This window comes from Streptomyces davaonensis JCM 4913 (assembly GCF_000349325.1).
GTDB classification, from domain to species: Bacteria; Actinomycetota; Actinomycetes; order Streptomycetales; family Streptomycetaceae; genus Streptomyces; species Streptomyces davaonensis.
In genome coordinates this window covers 7,050,861-7,067,592 of the sequence record NC_020504.1, presented here as the reverse complement: position 1 = coordinate 7,067,592, position 16,732 = coordinate 7,050,861, and the positions used below count along the sequence as shown (strand labels likewise).

At 68.4% G+C, this 16,732-nt stretch carries 15 protein-coding genes and 1 riboswitch; of the genes, 4 read left to right on the top strand and 11 right to left on the bottom strand.

What is annotated here, in order from left to right; all coding sequences use genetic code 11:
* Window positions 1-20 precede the first annotated feature (20 nt).
* The 6 genes from BN159_RS31150 to ctaE form a co-directional block, all read right to left on the bottom strand.
* Entirely contained in the window at window positions 21-1,382 is a 1,362-nt protein-coding gene (locus BN159_RS31150) for an aminotransferase class V-fold PLP-dependent enzyme (protein ID WP_015661004.1), read from the bottom strand.
* Window positions 1,383-1,485: 103 nt separating this feature from the next.
* A riboswitch (SAM riboswitch) is annotated at window positions 1,486-1,602 on the bottom strand.
* Window positions 1,603-1,677: 75 nt separating this feature from the next.
* A complete protein-coding gene (gene trpD, locus BN159_RS31145) occupies window positions 1,678-2,742 on the bottom strand; it encodes an anthranilate phosphoribosyltransferase (protein ID WP_015661003.1) in 1,065 nt (354 codons plus the stop codon).
* A 120-nt stretch (window positions 2,743-2,862) separates the two neighbouring features.
* On the bottom strand, window positions 2,863-4,500 hold the full coding sequence (gene qcrB / locus BN159_RS31140) for a cytochrome bc1 complex cytochrome b subunit (RefSeq protein WP_015661002.1): 1,638 nt from the start codon (window positions 4,498-4,500) through the stop codon (window positions 2,863-2,865).
* Window positions 4,497-5,552, bottom strand: coding sequence for a cytochrome bc1 complex Rieske iron-sulfur subunit (gene qcrA / locus BN159_RS31135; RefSeq protein WP_015661001.1), 1,056 nt, complete (start codon window positions 5,550-5,552; stop codon window positions 4,497-4,499). The genes qcrB and qcrA overlap by 4 nt, the downstream gene beginning before the upstream one ends.
* Entirely contained in the window at window positions 5,549-6,361 is an 813-nt protein-coding gene (gene qcrC, locus BN159_RS31130; RefSeq protein ID WP_015661000.1) for a cytochrome bc1 complex diheme cytochrome c subunit, read from the bottom strand. Before qcrC ends, qcrA begins: the two co-directional genes overlap by 4 nt.
* Before the next feature lie 92 nt (window positions 6,362-6,453).
* Complete coding sequence (gene ctaE, locus BN159_RS31125) at window positions 6,454-7,074, bottom strand: aa3-type cytochrome oxidase subunit III (protein ID WP_015660999.1); 621 nt, start codon at window positions 7,072-7,074, stop codon at window positions 6,454-6,456.
* 146 nt (window positions 7,075-7,220) lie between these two features.
* On the opposite strand from ctaE, the gene BN159_RS31120 reads away from it, so the two are divergent.
* Window positions 7,221-7,622: a response regulator gene (locus tag BN159_RS31120; protein WP_015660998.1), complete on the top strand. Its 402-nt coding sequence runs from the start codon at window positions 7,221-7,223 to the stop codon at window positions 7,620-7,622.
* Window positions 7,623-7,634: 12 nt separating this feature from the next.
* Here BN159_RS31120 and BN159_RS31115 read toward each other — a convergent pair whose 3' ends face one another.
* From BN159_RS31115 to ctaC, 4 genes are all read right to left on the bottom strand, one after another.
* Window positions 7,635-8,900, bottom strand: a complete 1,266-nt coding sequence (locus BN159_RS31115; RefSeq protein ID WP_015660997.1) for a L,D-transpeptidase — start codon at window positions 8,898-8,900, stop codon at window positions 7,635-7,637.
* 130 nt (window positions 8,901-9,030) lie between these two features.
* On the bottom strand, window positions 9,031-9,429 hold the full coding sequence (locus BN159_RS31110; protein ID WP_015660996.1) for a cytochrome c oxidase subunit 4: 399 nt from the start codon (window positions 9,427-9,429) through the stop codon (window positions 9,031-9,033).
* Window positions 9,426-11,162: an aa3-type cytochrome oxidase subunit I gene (ctaD, locus tag BN159_RS31105; protein ID WP_015660995.1), complete on the bottom strand. Its 1,737-nt coding sequence runs from the start codon at window positions 11,160-11,162 to the stop codon at window positions 9,426-9,428. The genes BN159_RS31110 and ctaD overlap by 4 nt, the downstream gene beginning before the upstream one ends.
* A complete protein-coding gene (ctaC, locus tag BN159_RS31100; protein WP_041820064.1) occupies window positions 11,159-12,118 on the bottom strand; it encodes an aa3-type cytochrome oxidase subunit II in 960 nt (319 codons plus the stop codon). Before ctaC ends, ctaD begins: the two co-directional genes overlap by 4 nt.
* 243 nt (window positions 12,119-12,361) lie before the next feature.
* On the opposite strand from ctaC, the gene BN159_RS31095 reads away from it, so the two are divergent.
* Window positions 12,362-13,738: a cysteine desulfurase/sulfurtransferase TusA family protein gene (locus BN159_RS31095; RefSeq protein WP_078598904.1), complete on the top strand. Its 1,377-nt coding sequence runs from the start codon at window positions 12,362-12,364 to the stop codon at window positions 13,736-13,738.
* 1 nt (window position 13,739) lies between these two features.
* Here the strand turns inward: BN159_RS31095 and BN159_RS31090 are convergent, their stop codons facing one another.
* Window positions 13,740-14,714: a carbohydrate kinase family protein gene (locus BN159_RS31090; protein ID WP_015660992.1), complete on the bottom strand. Its 975-nt coding sequence runs from the start codon at window positions 14,712-14,714 to the stop codon at window positions 13,740-13,742.
* A 135-nt stretch (window positions 14,715-14,849) separates the two neighbouring features.
* Between BN159_RS31090 and BN159_RS31085 the strand changes: the two genes are divergently transcribed.
* Both BN159_RS31085 and BN159_RS31080 read left to right on the top strand, forming a co-directional pair.
* Entirely contained in the window at window positions 14,850-15,059 is a 210-nt protein-coding gene (locus tag BN159_RS31085; protein WP_015660991.1) for a hypothetical protein, read from the top strand.
* Between the two features lie 93 nt (window positions 15,060-15,152).
* Window positions 15,153-16,700: a flagellar basal body-associated FliL family protein gene (locus BN159_RS31080; protein ID WP_015660990.1), complete on the top strand. Its 1,548-nt coding sequence runs from the start codon at window positions 15,153-15,155 to the stop codon at window positions 16,698-16,700.
* Window positions 16,701-16,732 lie beyond the last annotated feature (32 nt).

Here is a 16,732-nt window from a genome sequence, read left to right as displayed (position 1 = left end):
GGGGAGCGTACGTCAGCGGATCACACCGCGGGCACGCAACGCCCGTCCTCCGTGCGGTAGTTCCACTGCGCGCCGTCCCGGACCAGCTCACGCACCGCGGTCACGAACCGCTCCACGTGCTCGTCCGGCGTGCCCGCGCCGAAGCTGACCCGGATCGCGTTGAGGGACTTCTCACCCGGCGCCGCCTCGGGCGCGCCGCACTCCCCCTGGGTCTGCGGGTCGCTGCCGAGCAGGGTGCGGACCAGCGGGTGGGCGCAGAACAGGCCGTCGCGGACGCCGATGCCGTACTCGGCGGAGAGGGCGGCGGCGAAGTGGGAGCTGTTCCAGCCGTCGACGACGAAGGAGATGACGCCTACGCGCGGGGCGTCGTCGCCGAAGAGGGAGAGGATCCGCACCTCGGGCACCTCGGCGAGGCCCGCGCGGACCCTCCCGATCAGGTACTCCTCACGGGCCACCAGGGTGTCGAACCCGGCCTCCGTCAGGGCCCTGCACGCCGACGCGATGGAGTAGGCGCCGATGACGTTCGGCGAACCGGCCTCGTGCCGCGCCGCGCTCTCGTGCCACTCCACGTCCACTCCCCCGTCCGCGCGGCGGCTGACCTTGCGGCTGGCGCCGCCGCCCGCGAGATACGGCTCGGCCGCGCGCAGCCAGTCGGCGCGTCCGGCCAGGACGCCGGAGCCGAAGGGCGCGTAGAGCTTGTGGCCGGAGAAGGCGACCCAGTCGACGTCGAGGTCCTGGACGGAGACCGGGTGGTGCGGGGCGAGTTGGGCGGCGTCGAGGACGATCCGGGCACCGTGCGCGTGCGCGGCGGCGGCCAGTTCGCGCACCGGCCACAGCTCGCCGGTGACGTTGGAGGCGCCGGTGACGCAGACCAGGGCCGGGCCGTGGGGGTCTCGGTCGGCGAGGGCCCGCTCCAGGGTCGCGACCGCCTGCTGTGGGGTGCGCGGGGCGTCGAGGTAGGTCACCTCGGCGTCCTGCCAGGGCAGCAGCGAGGCGTGGTGCTCGGTCTCGAAGACGAAGACCTGGCAGTCGGCGGGGAGGGCGGCGGCGAGCAGGTTCAGCGAGTCCGTGGTGGACCGGGTGAAGACCAGCTGGTCGTCGGCGCGGCAGTCGAGGAACTCGGCGACGGTCCTGCGGGCGTTCTCGAAGAGGTCGGTGGAGAGCTGCGAGAGGTACCCGGCGCCCCGGTGGACGCTGCCGTAGTACGGCGCGTAGGCGGCCACGTCGTCCCAGACCCGCTGGAGCGCGGGGGCGCTGGCAGCGTAGTCGAGCGCGGCGTAGGTGGTCTCGCCGCCGGTGACCAGCGGGACGGTGACATCCCGGCCCAGAACGGGCAGCGGGGCACAAATGGTCTGGGCGGAGGCAGCGGTGGAGACAGACATGACGGGGGCTCCCGTGAGTGAAGAGGTGTGAGAGAAAAGGGGTTCGCAGAAGCGGGGCTCAGCGGCCCTATCGCATTCGCTTGCTCACGGAAGAACTCCTCGACGACCGCGCTTGCCATGAACCTTGCTGTTCACGGCCTGGTCTTCACCCGGGGCACCCCGCCACGGACGGAGGGTTGCCGGACAGTCAGCCGGGGCCTCATGACTGTCACTCATGACCTGGTACAGGAACGTACGCGAAACGATCGATGTCCCGCAACCCGTGTCCGGATCGCGGGACATCCCTCATCGCTCGCTACGCGTTGCTCGCGGCGACCCAGCGCTCCAGCGTCCGCTTGGCCGCGCCAGAGTCGATCGACTCCGCGGCCTTCGCCATGCCGGCGCCGATCTGCTCGGCCAGCGGGGCCTCGGTGGGGTGCAGGGCCACCAGGGCGGCCGCCGAGTTCAGCAGGACCGCGTCCCGCACGGGGCCGGTCTCGCCGTTCAGCAGGCGCCGGGCCACATCCGCGTTGTAGGAGGCGTCCGCGCCGCGCAGGGCCTCCACGGGGACGAGGTCGAGGCCGACGTCGCGGGGGTCGAAGGACTCCTCGGTGACCTTGCCGTCGCGGACGATCCAGACCCGGGAGGTCGAGGTCGTGGTCAGCTCGTCCAGGCCGTCGTCGCCGCGGAACACCAGGGAGGAGTTGCCGCGCTCGGCGAACACCCCGGCCACGATCGGCGCCATCCGCGGATCGGCGACCCCGACGGCCTGCGCCCGCACCCGGGCCGGGTTGGTCAGCGGACCGAGGACGTTGAAGACGGTCCTGATCCCCAACTGGCCGCGCGCCGCGCCCGCGTGACGCATCGCCGGGTGGAACTTGGCCGCGAAGCAGAAGGTGATCCCGGCCTCCTCGACCACCTGCGGCACCCGCGCCACCGGCAGCTCCAGGTTCACCCCGAGCTTCTCCAGGACGTCCGAGGAGCCGGAGGCTGAGGACGCCGCCCGGTTGCCGTGCTTGACGACCTTGGCGCCCGCGCCGGCCACCACGATCGCGGACATCGTGGAGATGTTGACGGTCTTGGCGCCGTCCCCGCCGGTGCCGACGATGTCGACGGTGTCGCCCGCCACCTCGATCACGTTGGCGTGCTCGTACATCGTGCGGACGAAACCGGTGATCTCCTCGACGGTCTCGCCCTTGGCCCGCAGGGCCACCACGAACCCGGCGATCTGCGCGTCGGTCGCCTCACCGCGCATGATCAGGTCCATCGCCCAGGCCGTGTCGTCGGCGCCGAGGTCGCGCCCCTCCAGCAGGCCGTTCAGCAAGCGGGGCCAGGAACGGCCCGCCGCGGTGTCGCCTCCAGCGGGGGTCACAGCGCTCATAAGGCCGCTCCTGAGTGTCGTAAGAGAGTGTGCCCCCACCCTATCCAGCTCAGGGGACGCGGAAGGGCCCCCGTCCGAAGACCGGACGGGGGCCCTTCCAGCGCGTGGCGTGCGCAGCGATCAGTGGTGGCCGTGGCCGCTCGTGATCTCCTTGTACTCCTCGACGGTCGGCTTCGGAATCTGGGACTCCTCGCCGTAGTACGCCTGGCTGAGCTTGGCGCGCAGCTTCTCGGTGCCCTTCACCTTGCGCTCCACGCCGTTCTCGTCGACCGTCGGGCCGATCTCGGCGGGCTTGTACTGCTCGTGCGCGGTGAGGGTGTGCAGCGCGTCCTGGCTGAGCGGCTCGTGCACCTCGATGAACTCACCGTGCGGCAGGCGCTTGATGATGCCCGACTCGCGGCCGTGCAGCACCTTGTCCTTGTCCCGGCGCTGGAGGCCGAGGCAGATCCGCTTGGTGACGACGAACGCCAGGACCGGGGCGACGAAGAACGCGATCCGGACGAACCAGGTGATGGCGTTGATCGACAGGTGGAAGTGGGTGGCCCACAGGTCGTTTCCACCACCGATCAGCAGCACCATGTACCAGGTGATCCAGGCGACACCGAAGGCCGTACGGGTCGGGGCGTTGCGCGGGCGGTCCAGGATGTGGTGCTCGCGCTTGTCACCGGTGACCCAGGACTCGATGAACGGGTAGACCGCGATCGCGACCAGGACCAGCGGGAAGATCACCAGCGGGATGAACACACCCAGGACGAGCGTGTGACCCCAGAAGTTGATCTCCCAGCCCGGCATGACACGGATCAGGCCCTCGGAGAAGCCCATGTACCAGTCGGGCTGGGCGCCGGTGGACACCTGGTCCGGCCGGTAGGGGCCCATGGCCCAGATCGGGTTGATCGTGGCGATCGCCGAGATGGCCGCGATGACACCGAAGACCAGGAAGAAGAAGCCTCCGGCCTTGGCCATGTAGACCGGCATCAGCGGCATGCCGACGACGTTCTTGTTGGTCTTGCCCGGGCCCGCGTACTGCGTGTGCTTGTGGAAGACGACCAGGATCAGGTGGCCGACCACCAGTCCGAGCATGATGCCCGGCAGCAGCAGGATGTGGACCGAGTAGAAGCGGGCCACGAAGTCGCCGCCCGGGAACTCCCCGCCGAACAGGAAGAACGCCAGGTACGTGCCGACGATCGGCACGGACAGGACCGCGCCCTCCATGAAGCGGACACCGGTTCCGGAGAGCAGGTCGTCCGGCAGCGAGTAACCGGTGAAGCCGGTGAACATGCCGAGGACGAACAGCAGGAAGCCGAAGACCCAGTTGATCTCACGCGGCTTGCGGAACGCGCCCGTGAAGAAGACGCGCATCATGTGCACGAACATGCCCGCGAGGAAGATCAGCGCGGCCCAGTGGTGGATCTGCCGGATGAGCAGACCACCGCGGACGTCGAAGGAGATGTGCAGCGTGGAGCTGAACGCCTCCGACATCAGCTGTCCCTGGAGCGGGACGTAGGAGCCGTGGTACTCCACCTCGTTCATCGACGGGTGGAAGAACAGCGTCAGATACACACCCGTGAGGATGATGATCAGGAAGCTGTAGAGGCAGACCTCACCCAGCATGAACGACCAGTGGTCGGGGAAGATCTTGCGCATGTTGGCCTTGGCCAGGCCGTAGATGCCCAGTCGGCCGTCCGCCCAGTCGGCGACACGCTCGCCGGCGGGGGCTTTCCCGCGCGAGCGGGACTCGGTGGTCTCGGTAGTGCTCATCCGCGCTCCCAGAATGCAGGACCGACGGGCTCCTCGAAGTCGCCGAGCGCCTCGAGATAGCCCTCGTCGTTCACGCCGATGCGCAGCTGCGGCAGGGCGTGACCGGCGGGACCGAAGATCACTCGGGCACCGTCGGAGAGGTCGAAGGTGGACTGGTGGCAGGGGCACAGCGCGTGGTGCGTCTGCTGCTCGTACAGGGAGATCGGGCAACCGACGTGGGTGCAGATCTTCGAGTACGCCACGATGCCCTCGTGCGACCACTCGAGCTCGCGCTTGTCCTTGATGTTGTCCGGCTGGATGCGGACGATCATCAGGGCGGCCTTGGCGATCTCGGTCTGGAAGTCGTGGTCGTGCTCCTCGAGACCTTCCGGCTTGCAGAAGGTGAGGGAGCCGACCGCGACGTCCGAGGGACGCAGCGGCTCGTTGGTGTTCATGTTGACGAGCAGCTTGCCCTTGGACCACAGGGTGTGGCGGAGCTTGGTCCCGGGCAGCGGGCCGAGGTCACGCAGCAGGACGACACCGGAGAGCGGGAACAGCGCCAGCGCGCCGAACATCGTGTTCCGGACCAGCTTGCGACGGCCGATCGCGGACTCCTTGGCGCCGTCCGCGAAGTCGGCCAGAACCTTGGCCTTGACCTCCGGCGGCGACTGGACCGCGTGCCGCTCCTCGGCGACCTCGACGTCCGACATCAGCGTGCGGGCCCAGTGGACCGCGCCCGCGCCGATGCAGAACAGCGAGACGCCCAGGGTCATGCCCAGCGCGAAGTTCAGCGCGCTGATGTGACCCAGCGGGAAGATGTAGACCGACTTGTCGGTGTCGATCGCCACGTAGGAGGCGATGAAACCGACGGTGGCCAGCATCGACACCGTGAACAGGAAGGCGACCGCACGCTCGGACCGCTTGGCGGCCCGCTCGTCGATGTCCTGGATCCGGTGCTCGTGGGGCGGCAGTCCGGGGTCGGCGAACGGGTCCTTGTCGTCCGCGACGCCGACCTCGCCGTGTGCGTCCTGCTCTGCGGGCAGGTTCTCTTCTGGAATGTCTTGGCTACTCATGACTTCTTGGCCTTTGCGGTCCGAGCGGCGACCCAGACGGCGACCGCGATCAGCGCGCCGAGTCCGAAGACCCAGGCGAACAGGCCCTCACTGACCGGACCGAGTCCGCCCAGCTCAAGACCACCGGGGCTCTCGGTGTCGTCGCTGTTGACCGCGTCGAGGTACGCGATGATGTCCTTCTTGTTCTGCTCCGACAGCGTGGTGTCGGGGAAGGAAGGCATGTTCTGCGGGCCGGTCTGCATGGCCTCGTAGATGTGCTTCGGGTCCACGTCCTCAAGAGTCGGCGCGAACTTGCCGTGGGTCAGCGCGCCGCCCTTGCCGGTGAAGTTGTGGCACTGCGCGCAGTTGGTGCGGAACAGCTCGCCGCCCTTGGCGATGTCGGCACCCTCGGGGCCGTACTCCGCCTCGGTCGGGATGTTCGGACCGGCGCCCAGCGAGGCGATGTACGCCGCGAGCTGGTCGATGTCGGCCTGCGTGTAGACGACCTTCTTCTTCGGCGCCTGGGCCATCTGCGAGGTCGCGGCCGGCATACGGCCGGTGCCCACCTGGAAGTCCACGGCCGCGGCGCCGACGCCGACCAGGCTCGGACCGTCGGAGGTGCCCTGACCGCCGGTTCCGTGGCAGCTGGCGCAGCCTACGGCGTAGAGCTTCTTACCCTCGTCGATGGCGAGAGACTGGGCGGTTTCTTCTGCCTGCGCCTTGCCCGTGGGCGCGACAAAGGCGTACAGCCCCCCAGTGGCCGCCAGCGCGAGGAGTAGGACGACGACCGCCGCCAGCGGATGGCGTCGTCGTGCGGAGAGCTTTTTCACGGATTACCCCGGTGTCAGGATCTTCTGCGTCGATGCTTCTGGGATGTGCGCTTGCCTGCGTGTCTGCCGGCAGCGCGCGGGAGCGGGCCCGGCTACTTGATCATGTAGATCGTGGCGAAGAGGCCGATCCAGACGACATCGACGAAGTGCCAGTAGTAGGACACGACGATGGCGGCGGTCGCCTGCTCGTGTGTGAACCTCCGGGCCGCGTAGGTGCGGCCGAGGACGAACAGGAAGGCGATGAGGCCACCCGTCACGTGCAGGCCGTGGAAGCCGGTGGTCAGGTAGAACACCGAGCCGTACGGGTCGGACGAGAGCGAGAGGCCCTCGTGCTTCACCAGCTCGGTGTACTCATAGACCTGGCCGCCGATGAAGATCGCACCCATCACGAAGGTGATCTGGAACCACATCCGGAGCTTCTTCACGTCACCGCGCTCGGCGGCGAACACGCCGAGCTGGCAGGTGAGGGAGGAGAGCACCAGGATCGTGGTGTTGGTCGCCGAGAAGGGGAAGTTCAGGAAGTCTGCCTTCTCCTTCCAGAACTCGGGACCGGTCACCGATCGAAGGGTGAAGTACATCGCGAAGAGGGCCGCGAAGAACATCAGCTCGGAACTCAGCCAGATGATGGTTCCGACGCTGGTGAGGTTCGGCCGGTTGACCGACGGGTGCGCGTGCCCGGTTTCTACTGTCGTTGCTGTCGCCACGACCGACATTATGTCGGTCGCTTATCCCGCCCTCACTCCGGGGGGTGCCAATCGGAGTGTCTCCCTGCTCCATACCGGTGTTGACGTGGTGTTCAAGGGAGTAGCATCCGGGCCAACGGGCCCTGTCCTTACGACGCTGACGTCACGGAGGAACAATGCAGCCGACCGCCACGGTGCTGGTCTACAGCGACGATTCCAACACCCGCTCGCAGGTGCGGTTGGCCTCCGGGCGGCGGCCGGCTCCTGATGTCCCGTTGGTCGAGTTCGTGGAGTGTGCCACGCCTGCGGCGGCCCTGCGCGAGCTGGACAAGGGCGGGATCGATGTGTGCGTGTTCGACGGTGAGGCCGTGCCCATGGGGGGCATGGGGCTGTGCCGTCAGGTCAAGGACGAGGTGTTCAACTGCCCGCCTGTGCTGCTGCTCATCGGGCGGCCGCAGGACGCGTGGCTGGCCACGTGGAGCCGCGCCGAGGCCGCGGTGACGTTGCCTGTGGAGCCGGTTGAGTTCGCGGCCGCCCTGGCCTCTCTGTTGCGCACTCGGCGGCTTCAGAGCGCCTGAGGGGGCGGCGTCTCAGACACTTTGGGGACGTAGCCTCGCCCGCTCCTCGGGCCTCGGGGTCTCGGGCGTGCCTCCTACCAACGCGCTGCCCTTGCGCCACTTGTTCCAGGCGACGTTCCAGTCGCCGAAGCCGTTGCCGAAGGGTTCCATGGTGTTGCCGTAGGAGTTGACGACCTTGACCAGGTCGCCCTCGCGGACGTTCTTGAAGAACCAGGAGGCGTTGTCGGTGCTCATCCCGGTGCAGCCGTGGCTGACGTTGGCGGAGCCCTGGGAGCCGACGGACCAGGGGGCGGCGTGCACGTACTCGCCGCTCCAGGTGACGCGGGTGGCGTAGTAGACGGGCAGGTCGTACGACTCCGCCGAGCCCTCCGCGATGCCGATGCTGGTACCGCGCATCCGTACGAAGTACTCCTTGCCCAGCACCACCTTGACGCCGTTGCGGGTTTCGAAGCCGGGCTTGCCGGTGGTGACCGGCATGGAGTTGATCTCCTCACCGTTCTTGTAGACCTTCATCCAGTGCGACGAGGCGTCCGTGACGGCGATGACGCGGTCCCCGGTGGTGAACTTCAGCGGCTTGGCCCGGCCGCCGCCCCAGAGCCGGTCGCTGATCTTGACGCCGTCCAGGTTGCTGCGGACCCGGACGGTGGCGTGGGTGGGCCAGTACTCCTTGGGGCGGTAGTGGAGCTTCTTGTCGTCCACCCAGTGCCAGGTGCCCTCCACGGCAGGCGTGGATTCGACCCTCAGGGCGCGCTCGACGACGGCGCGCTGGGCCTCGTCCTTGACCGGCTTGCTCAGTTCGGCCGTGACGGGCTGTCCGACGCCGTACTTGCCCGTCTTGGGCCCGAAGGTGACATCCAGGCGCTTCTTGGAGAGCGGCTTGCCGGTGTCGAAGGACAGGACCCGGCGGCCGGGGGCGCCGTCGTCGTCCTCGGTGGACACACGGACCGTGTAGCGGGCGTCGGCGGCCAGCGGGGAGGTGCTGTGCCATCTCGTGCCGTCGGCGGAGAGTTCGCCGCTGACGTAGCGTCCTGTGGCGTCCTTGGCCGTGACGTCCGTGATACGGCCGTCCGAGCCCTCTGCGGTGACCTCCAGGGGCTTGTCGGGGTCGGCCTTCTTCCCGTCCTTCGTGGGGCCGTTGAAGGCGATCTGGTCCGCCGCGTCGTACGGCGCGGCGGACAACGGGCTGCCGTCCCCGCTGCACGCGGTGCCGCTCGCGCCGAGCGCGATCACCAGCAGCGTGCAACCGACGACGGTGCGGGTGCGCGGAGTTGTGTTCATGACTTCACGCTAGGGAGCCACGTCAAGCGCGGCGCGCCGAGTAATCCTTACGAGGGATCGAAGGCGTGGCAAACGGAGGAGCCCGGACTCTCCTGACGGAGTGTCCGGGCTCCAGAGCGCTCGGCGCGTGTTACTGGGTGCGGTTCTCACCGCGGTAGTACTCGAAGACCCAGCCGTAGAGGCCGATGAGGATCAGCGGGGCCGAGAAGTACATCAGCCACCAGCCGATGGCGACCGCGAGGAAGGCGAGCGCGCCACCCACGGCCAGCGAGAGCGGCTGCCAGCTGTGCGGGCTGAAGAACCCGACCTCGCCGGCGTCGTCCGCCACGTCCGCGTTCTTGTTGTCCTGCGCGCCCGCGTCGACCCGCCGGGCCGTGAAGCCCAGGTAGAAGCCGACCATGATGCACAGGCCGAACGCCAGGAAGAGGGCCGTCGTACCGGCCGGCTCCTTCGACCACACGCCATAGACGATCGCCATGGCGAGGACGAAGACGCTCAGCCAGATGAACATCCTGCCTTGGATCTTCACTTGCCGGCCTCCTTGCCACCAGCCAGGGCCTTGTCACCGTGAGGGGCGTTCTCGAGCTGGTCGAGAGCGGCGATCTCAGGGTGGTGCAGGTCGAACGCCGGGGATTCACTGCGGATCCGCGGCAGGGTGAGGAAGTTGTGCCGCGGCGGCGGGCAGGACGTCGCCCACTCCAGCGAACGGCCGTAGCCCCACGGGTCGTCGACCTCGACCTTCTTGCCGTACTTGGCCGTCTTCCAGATGTTGTAGAAGAACGGCAGGATCGACAGACCGAGGACGAACGAGCTGATCGTCGAGACCGTGTTCAGGGCGGTGAAGCCGTCGGCCGCGAGGTAGTCCGCGTAACGCCGCGGCATGCCCTCCGCGCCCAGCCAGTGCTGGACCAGGAAGGTGCCGTGGAAGCCGACGAACAGCGTCCAGAACGTGATCTTGCCGAGGCGCTCGTCGAGCATCTTGCCGGTGAACTTCGGCCACCAGAAGTGGAAGCCGGAGAACATCGCGAACACCACGGTGCCGAACACCACGTAGTGGAAGTGCGCCACCACGAAGTACGAGTCCGAGACGTGGAAGTCCATCGGCGGCGAGGCCAGGATGACACCGGTCAGACCACCGAACGTGAAGGTGATGAGGAAGCCGGTGGCCCAGAGCATCGGTGTCTCGAAGGACAGACTGCCCTTCCACATGGTGCCGATCCAGTTGAAGAACTTCACACCGGTCGGGACCGCGATCAGGAAGGTCATGAAGGAGAAGAACGGCAGCAGTACACCGCCGGTGACGTACATGTGGTGCGCCCACACCGTGATCGACAGACCCGCGATCGAGATGGTCGCCGCGATCAGGCCCATGTAGCCGAACATCGGCTTGCGGGAGAAGACCGGGATGACCTCGGAGATGATGCCGAAGAACGGCAGGGCGATGATGTACACCTCTGGATGGCCGAAGAACCAGAAAAGGTGCTGCCACAACAGCGCGCCGCCGTTGGCGGAGTCGAAGATGTGGGAGCCGAACTTGCGGTCCGCCTCCAGCGCGAACAGCGCCGCCGCCAGCACGGGGAAGGCGAGCAGGACCAGGACACCGGTCAGCAGCACGTTCCAGGTGAAGATCGGCATGCGGAACATCGTCATGCCCGGAGCGCGCATGCAGATGATCGTGGTGATGAAGTTGACCGAGCCGAGGATGGTGCCGAAGCCGGACATGGCCAGACCCATGATCCACATGTCGGCGCCGATGCCCGGGCTGCGGACCGCGTCCGACAGCGGGCTGTAGGCGAACCAGCCGAAGTCGGCGGCGCCGTCCGGGGTGAGGAAGCCGCCCACCGCGATCAGCGAGCCGAACAGGTACAGCCAGTAGGCGAACATGTTCAGCCGCGGGAACGCCACATCGGGGGCACCGATCTGGAGCGGCATGATCCAGTTCGCGAAACCGGCGAACAGCGGCGTCGCGAACATCAGCAGCATGATCGTGCCGTGCATCGTGAACGCCTGGTTGAACTGCTCGTTCGACATCATCTGCAGGCCCGGACGGGCCAGCTCGGCGCGCATGAGCAACGCCATGACGCCACCGATGCAGAAGAACACGAACGACGTGACGAGGTAGAGCGTTCCGATCGTCTTGTGGTCAGTGGTGGTGAGCCACTTGATCACGACGTTGCCGGGCTGCTTGCGCCTGACCGGCAACTCGTCCGCGTAGTGGGACTCTGCTGCCGCGGCACCCTGGGGTTCGTTGAGGATGCTCACAGGTTGTTCGTCTCCCGGTTCTTCTCGTGGCTCGTCTGCGCGATGCCGGCGGGAACGTAACCGGTCTGCCCCTTCTTCACGAGGTCCTGAAGGTGCTGCTCGTAGCGCTCCTGGGAGACGACCTTCACGTTGAACAGCATCCGCGAGTGGTCGACGCCGCAGAGCTCGGCGCACTTGCCCAGGAAGGTGCCCTCCTGGTTGGGGGTCACCTCGAAGGCGTTGGTGTGGCCCGGGATGACGTCCTGCTTCATCAGGAACGGGACGACCCAGAAGGAGTGGATGACGTCACGCGAGGTGAGAACGAAGCGGACCCGCTGGCCCTCCGGCAGCCACAGGGTCGGACCCGGGTTGCCGGTCTGCGGGTTCCGCGTGCCCGGGGTGCCGCAGTCGTAGACACCGCCGGCGTTGGCCGGGAAGTCTTCCTTGAAGCGGTCCGGGATCGCGCTCAGTTCCTTGTTCTTGGTGGCGTCACCGGTGGAACCGTCGACGTTCTCGACGTAGTTGAAGCACCAGCTCCACTGGAAGCCGACGACGTTGATGGTGACGTCGGGCTTGTCCTTGAGCTCGAGGAGCTTCGACTCGTCGCGGGCCGTGAAGTAGAACAGCACCGAGACGATGATGAGCGGGACCACCGTGTACAGCGCCTCGATGGGCATGTTGTACCGGGTCTGCGGAGGCACCTCGACCTTGGTGCGGCTGCGCCGGTGGAAGATGGCGCTCCAGATGATCAGACCCCACACCAGCACGCCGACGGCGAGCGCGGCGGCCCAGGAGCCCTGCCACAGGGAGAGGATCCGCGGAGCCTCTTCCGTGGTCGGGGTGGGCATACCAAGGCGGGGGAAGTCCTTGTATGTGCAACCGGTGGCGGTCGCCAGGACCAGGCCCGCGGTCATGCCTTGCAGCAGCTTCCGCCGCATCGGGCGCCGCGGCGAGCGGTCGGAGCCGTTGGGACTCACGTAGCGCCTTCCCGAGAGTCTCGCCCGCGCGGTTGGCTGCGGCCTGCCTTACTCGGTGGTCGGTCGCCGCCCTGCGTCGGGCAGGGGTTTGGATGTTTATGCGGACCAAACCCTAGCCGACGCTCTCCGAGGGTTCGCGGGGAGGGGTGCCTAGTGGGTTGGGGGTTCGCTGGATTGGCGGCTGCGGGTCTGTTGTGGCTGGTCGCGCAGTTCCCCGCGCCCCTGGGGAGTTAGCGTTGCCGTGTGGTCTATTTCGACGCTGCTTCCGGTGCTCCGCTCCATCCCGTCGCTCGTCAGGCGCTGTTGGCCTCCCTTGATGAAGGGTGGGCTGATCCTGCGCGGTTGTATCGGGAGGGGCGACGGGCTCGGATGCTGCTGGATGCGGCTCGGGAGGCCGCTGCTGAAGCCGTGGGGTGCCGTCCTGATGAGCTGAGCTTCACCGCCTCGGGTACCCAGGCCGTGCATGCCGGGATCGCGGGGGCGTTGGCCGGGCGGCGGCGGGCGGGGCGTCACCTCATCGTGTCAGCCGTTGAACATTCTTCCGTGCTCCATTCGGCCGAAATCCATGAACGGGAGGGCGGCTCGGTCACCCGGGTGAGTGTCGACCGGTCGGGAACCGTGGATCCCGCCGCCTACGCGGAAGCCCTGCTCCCCGATACCGCGCTGGCCTGTCTTCAGTCGGCCAATCATGAGGTGGGGACCGAGCAGCCGGTGGGTGAAGTGGCCGGGGTGTGCCGGGCGGCCGGGGTGCCGCTGTTGGTGGATGCTGCGCAGTCGTTGGGGTGGGGGCCGGTCGGCGGGGACTGGTCGCTGCTGACGGCCAGTGCGCACAAGTGGGGTGGGCCGTCCGGGGTGGGGCTGCTCGCCGTACGCAAAGGGGTGCGGTTCGCTGCTCAAGGGCCCGTGGACGAGCGCGAGTCCGGGCGGGCGCCGGGGTTCGAGAACCTCCCGGCGATCGTGGCGGCGGCCGCCTCGCTGCGGGCGGTGCGGGCGGAGGCGGCCCAGGAGGCGGCGCGGCTGCGGGAGCTGACGGAGCGGATCCGGGCGCGGGTGCCGGAACTGGTGCCGGATGTGGAGGTGGTGGGGGATCCGGAGCGCCGGGTGCCCGGGATCGTCACCTTCTCTTGTCTCTATGTCGACGGGGAGGCTCTGCTCCACGAGCTGGACCGTGCCGGTTTCTCCGTCTCGTCCGGATCGTCCTGCACGAGCAGCACCCTGACACCGAGCCACGTACTGAAGGCCATGGGGGTGCTGAGTGAGGGGAATGTCCGAGTGTCGCTGCCGCTCGGGACGCCCGAGGAGGACGTGACGCGGTTCCTGGACGTGCTGCCGGGCGCGGTGGCGTCGGTACGGGAGAAGCTGGGCGCTCCGGCAGCGAGAGTCGTCGTACAGGAGGACGCCTTGGTCGTCGACGCCCTGGGCAAGCGGTGCCCGATTCCGGTCATTGAGCTGGCGAAGGTCATCGGCGATGTGCCGATCGGCGGGACCGTCCGGGTCCTCTCCGACGACGAGGCGGCCCGCCTGGACATCCCCGCGTGGTGCGAGATGCGGGGGCAGGAGTACGTAGGGGAGGAACCGGCGGACCGAGGTACCGCGTACCTGGTCCGCCGGGTGAGCTAGGTCAGCTCAGATACCCCTGGACCTCACCCGCAGCCTCATCCCCGTACGCCTTCGTGAACCGCTCCATGAAGTGCCCCCGACGCAGCTGGTACTCCTGCGTACCCACCGTCTCGATGACGAGCGTCGCCAGCATGCAGCCCACCTGCGCCGCCCGCTCCAGCGAAACCCCCCACGCAAGACCGGACAGGAATCCGGCGCGGAACGCGTCGCCGACACCCGTCGGGTCGGCCTTGCGCTCCTCCTCGGCGCAGCCGACCTCGATGGGGTCCTCGCCCTGCCGCTCGATGCGGACACCCCGCGAGCCGAGGGTCGTGACGCGGTGGCCGACCTTGGCCAGGATCTCCGCGTCCGACCAGCCGGTCTTGGTCTCGATGAGGCCCTTCTCGTACTCGTTGGAGAAGAGGTATGTCGCCCCGTCCAGCAGTATCCGGATCTCGTCGCCGTTCATCCGGGCGATCTGCTGGGAGAAGTCCGCGGCGAAGGGGATACCGCGCGAGCGGCACTCCTCGGTGTGGCGGAGCATCGCCTCGGGGTCGTCGGCGCCGATGAGGACCAGGTCGAGGCCGCCGACACGGTCCGCGACGGTCTTCAGTTCGATGAGGCGGGCCTCGCTCATCGCGCCGGTGTAGAAGGAGCCGATCTGGTTGTGGTCGGAGTCGGTGGTGCACACGAAGCGCGCGGTGTGCAGGGTCTCGGAGATCCGCACCGAGTCGGTGTCGACGCCGTGGCGGTCGAGCCAGGCGCGGTACTCGTCGAAGTCGAAGCCCGCGGCGCCGGCCAGGATCGGCCGGGTGCCGAGCTGTCCCATGCCGAAGGCGATGTTCGCGCCGACGCCGCCCCGGCGGACGTCCAGGTTGTCGACCAGGAACGAGAGCGAGACCGTGTGCAGCTGGTCCGCGACGAACTGGTCGGCGAAGCGGCCGGGGAAGGTCATGAGGTGGTCGGTGGCGATGGAGCCGGTGACTGCGATGCGCACGGCTGGGATTCTCCTGCGGATGCGGAGGCGGATTGACAGTTAACGCTACCGGGTCCGGGGTACCGCTCAGAAGCGGCCAAAACTACCTGATAGTAGATCTTTCTTGGCAGGCCATGTCGTGCTTACGGTTCCGCTATGACGAAACTCAAGGCTCCGGTTGCCGTCCCCGCGGACGTGGACGGCGATCTGGCGACGCTGCGCGGCGACTGCGCCCGGATGGCCGGCCACTGGCACGTTCCCGACCGGACCGCCTCCGGGCCGGTCTCCCCCTCGCTCATCCATGGAGTGGAGGTGCCGAGCAAGTCCGCTCGGCTGCTGGACGCCATGTCGGACTACGGCGACTGATTCGGCTCGCTCGGGGAACCGCCGGCTCGTGTGCCGCGTCCCATCGACGTCCCCTGGAAAGGGGATGCGGGATACGACCCAAGGAGCGATGCGGTGAACACCGAGCGACCCGACAACGACGACGCGGCCGAGCCCGACGCGGACCGGCCCGACGTCGTCGGGGCCGACGAGACGACGGAGCCCGGCGCGGGCTCCGGTCCCGGGCGGCGCCGTTCCCCTGTGATCATCGCCTCCGTCGCCGCCGCCGTTCTGCTCGTCGGCGGTGGCGGGGCCTATCTCGCCGCCACCGCGTCCGACGGCTCGGACGGGTCCGACGGGGGTACGTCCTCCGGGATGCCCGGGGCCGACACTCCCCCGCCGCTCGCGCTCGACGGGTACTCCGAGGGTTCCGGCGCCGGTATCGCGCCCGGGGAGCCGAATCCGTACGGCGCCACCTTCCAGGCTGACGGCGCGCTGCCGGACGGGCCCGGCTCGGCCGCCGTGTACCGGGCCCGGGGTCAGGTCACCGAGGACGAGGTGGCACGGCTCGCCAAGGCGCTCGGGGTCAGCGGGAAGCCGGTGCTTCAGGGGCAGGCCTGGCGGATCGGCGGCAAGGACGGGACGGGGCCGTCGCTTCAGGTGAACCAGCAGGCGCCGGGGACCTGGACCTTCCAGCGTTACGCCCTGGGCACCGACAGCTGCCAGAGCACGACCGTCTGCGCCGACAAGCCCGGCGGTGACGCCGTCGACCCGGTGAGCGAGGCGGTGGCGAAGAAGGCCGCGGCGCCGGTGCTGAAGGCGGTGGGCCAGGACGACGCCAAGCTCGACGCGAGCCAGGTCATGGACGCCCAGCGGGTGGTGAACGCCGAGCCGGTGGTCGGCGGGCTGCCCACCTACGGCTGGACGACCGGCGTGACGGTGAGCGCGCAGGGTGAAGTGGTCGGCGGCAGCGGCCAGTTGAAGGCGCCGGTGAAGAGCGACACGTATCCCGTGCTGAGCGCGGAGAAGACGCTCGCGCTGATGAACACGGCGCCGGCGGACGACCCGCAGGCGGGGATCGGCGGCTGCGCCAGCCCGGTGCCGCTGGAGGAGCAGGACTCCTGCGGGGAGCCCGGGAAGCCGAGCAAGAAGGAGACCATCGAGGTCGAGAAGGCCGTGTTCGGGCTGGCCGCGCACTACGTGGACGCCAAGCAGGCGCTGGTGCCGTCGTGGCTGTTCCAGGTGCGGGCGCCGGGCGCGCAGGACAGCTTCACGGTGACGCATCCCGCGATCGACCCGAAGTTCCTGGCCTCCCCGACACCGTCCGACACCCCGACCGAGCGGCCGAGCCCGCGGCCGACCGGTCCGGACGCGGGGACCGACACCCGGGACGTGACCGTCGACGGCTACACCGTCGAGGGCAAGGAGCTGACCGTGGCCTTCACCGGCGGTGTCTGCTCCGACTACGACGTGACGGTGAGCGAGAGCGACGACGAGGTGCGGGTCACGGTGACCGAGACACCCTGGCCCGACAAGGTCTGCATCATGATCGCCAAGTTCTACCACCGCACGGTCCCGCTGGACGAGCCGCTCGGTGACCGCAAGGTCGTGGGCTCGGACGGCAAGGGCATCCCGCTGGAGAAGGAGGGCGCCCGGCTGCCTGAGACCTCCGGGGCCCGGTAGGCATCCCGGGAGACACGAAGGCGGCGACCCCG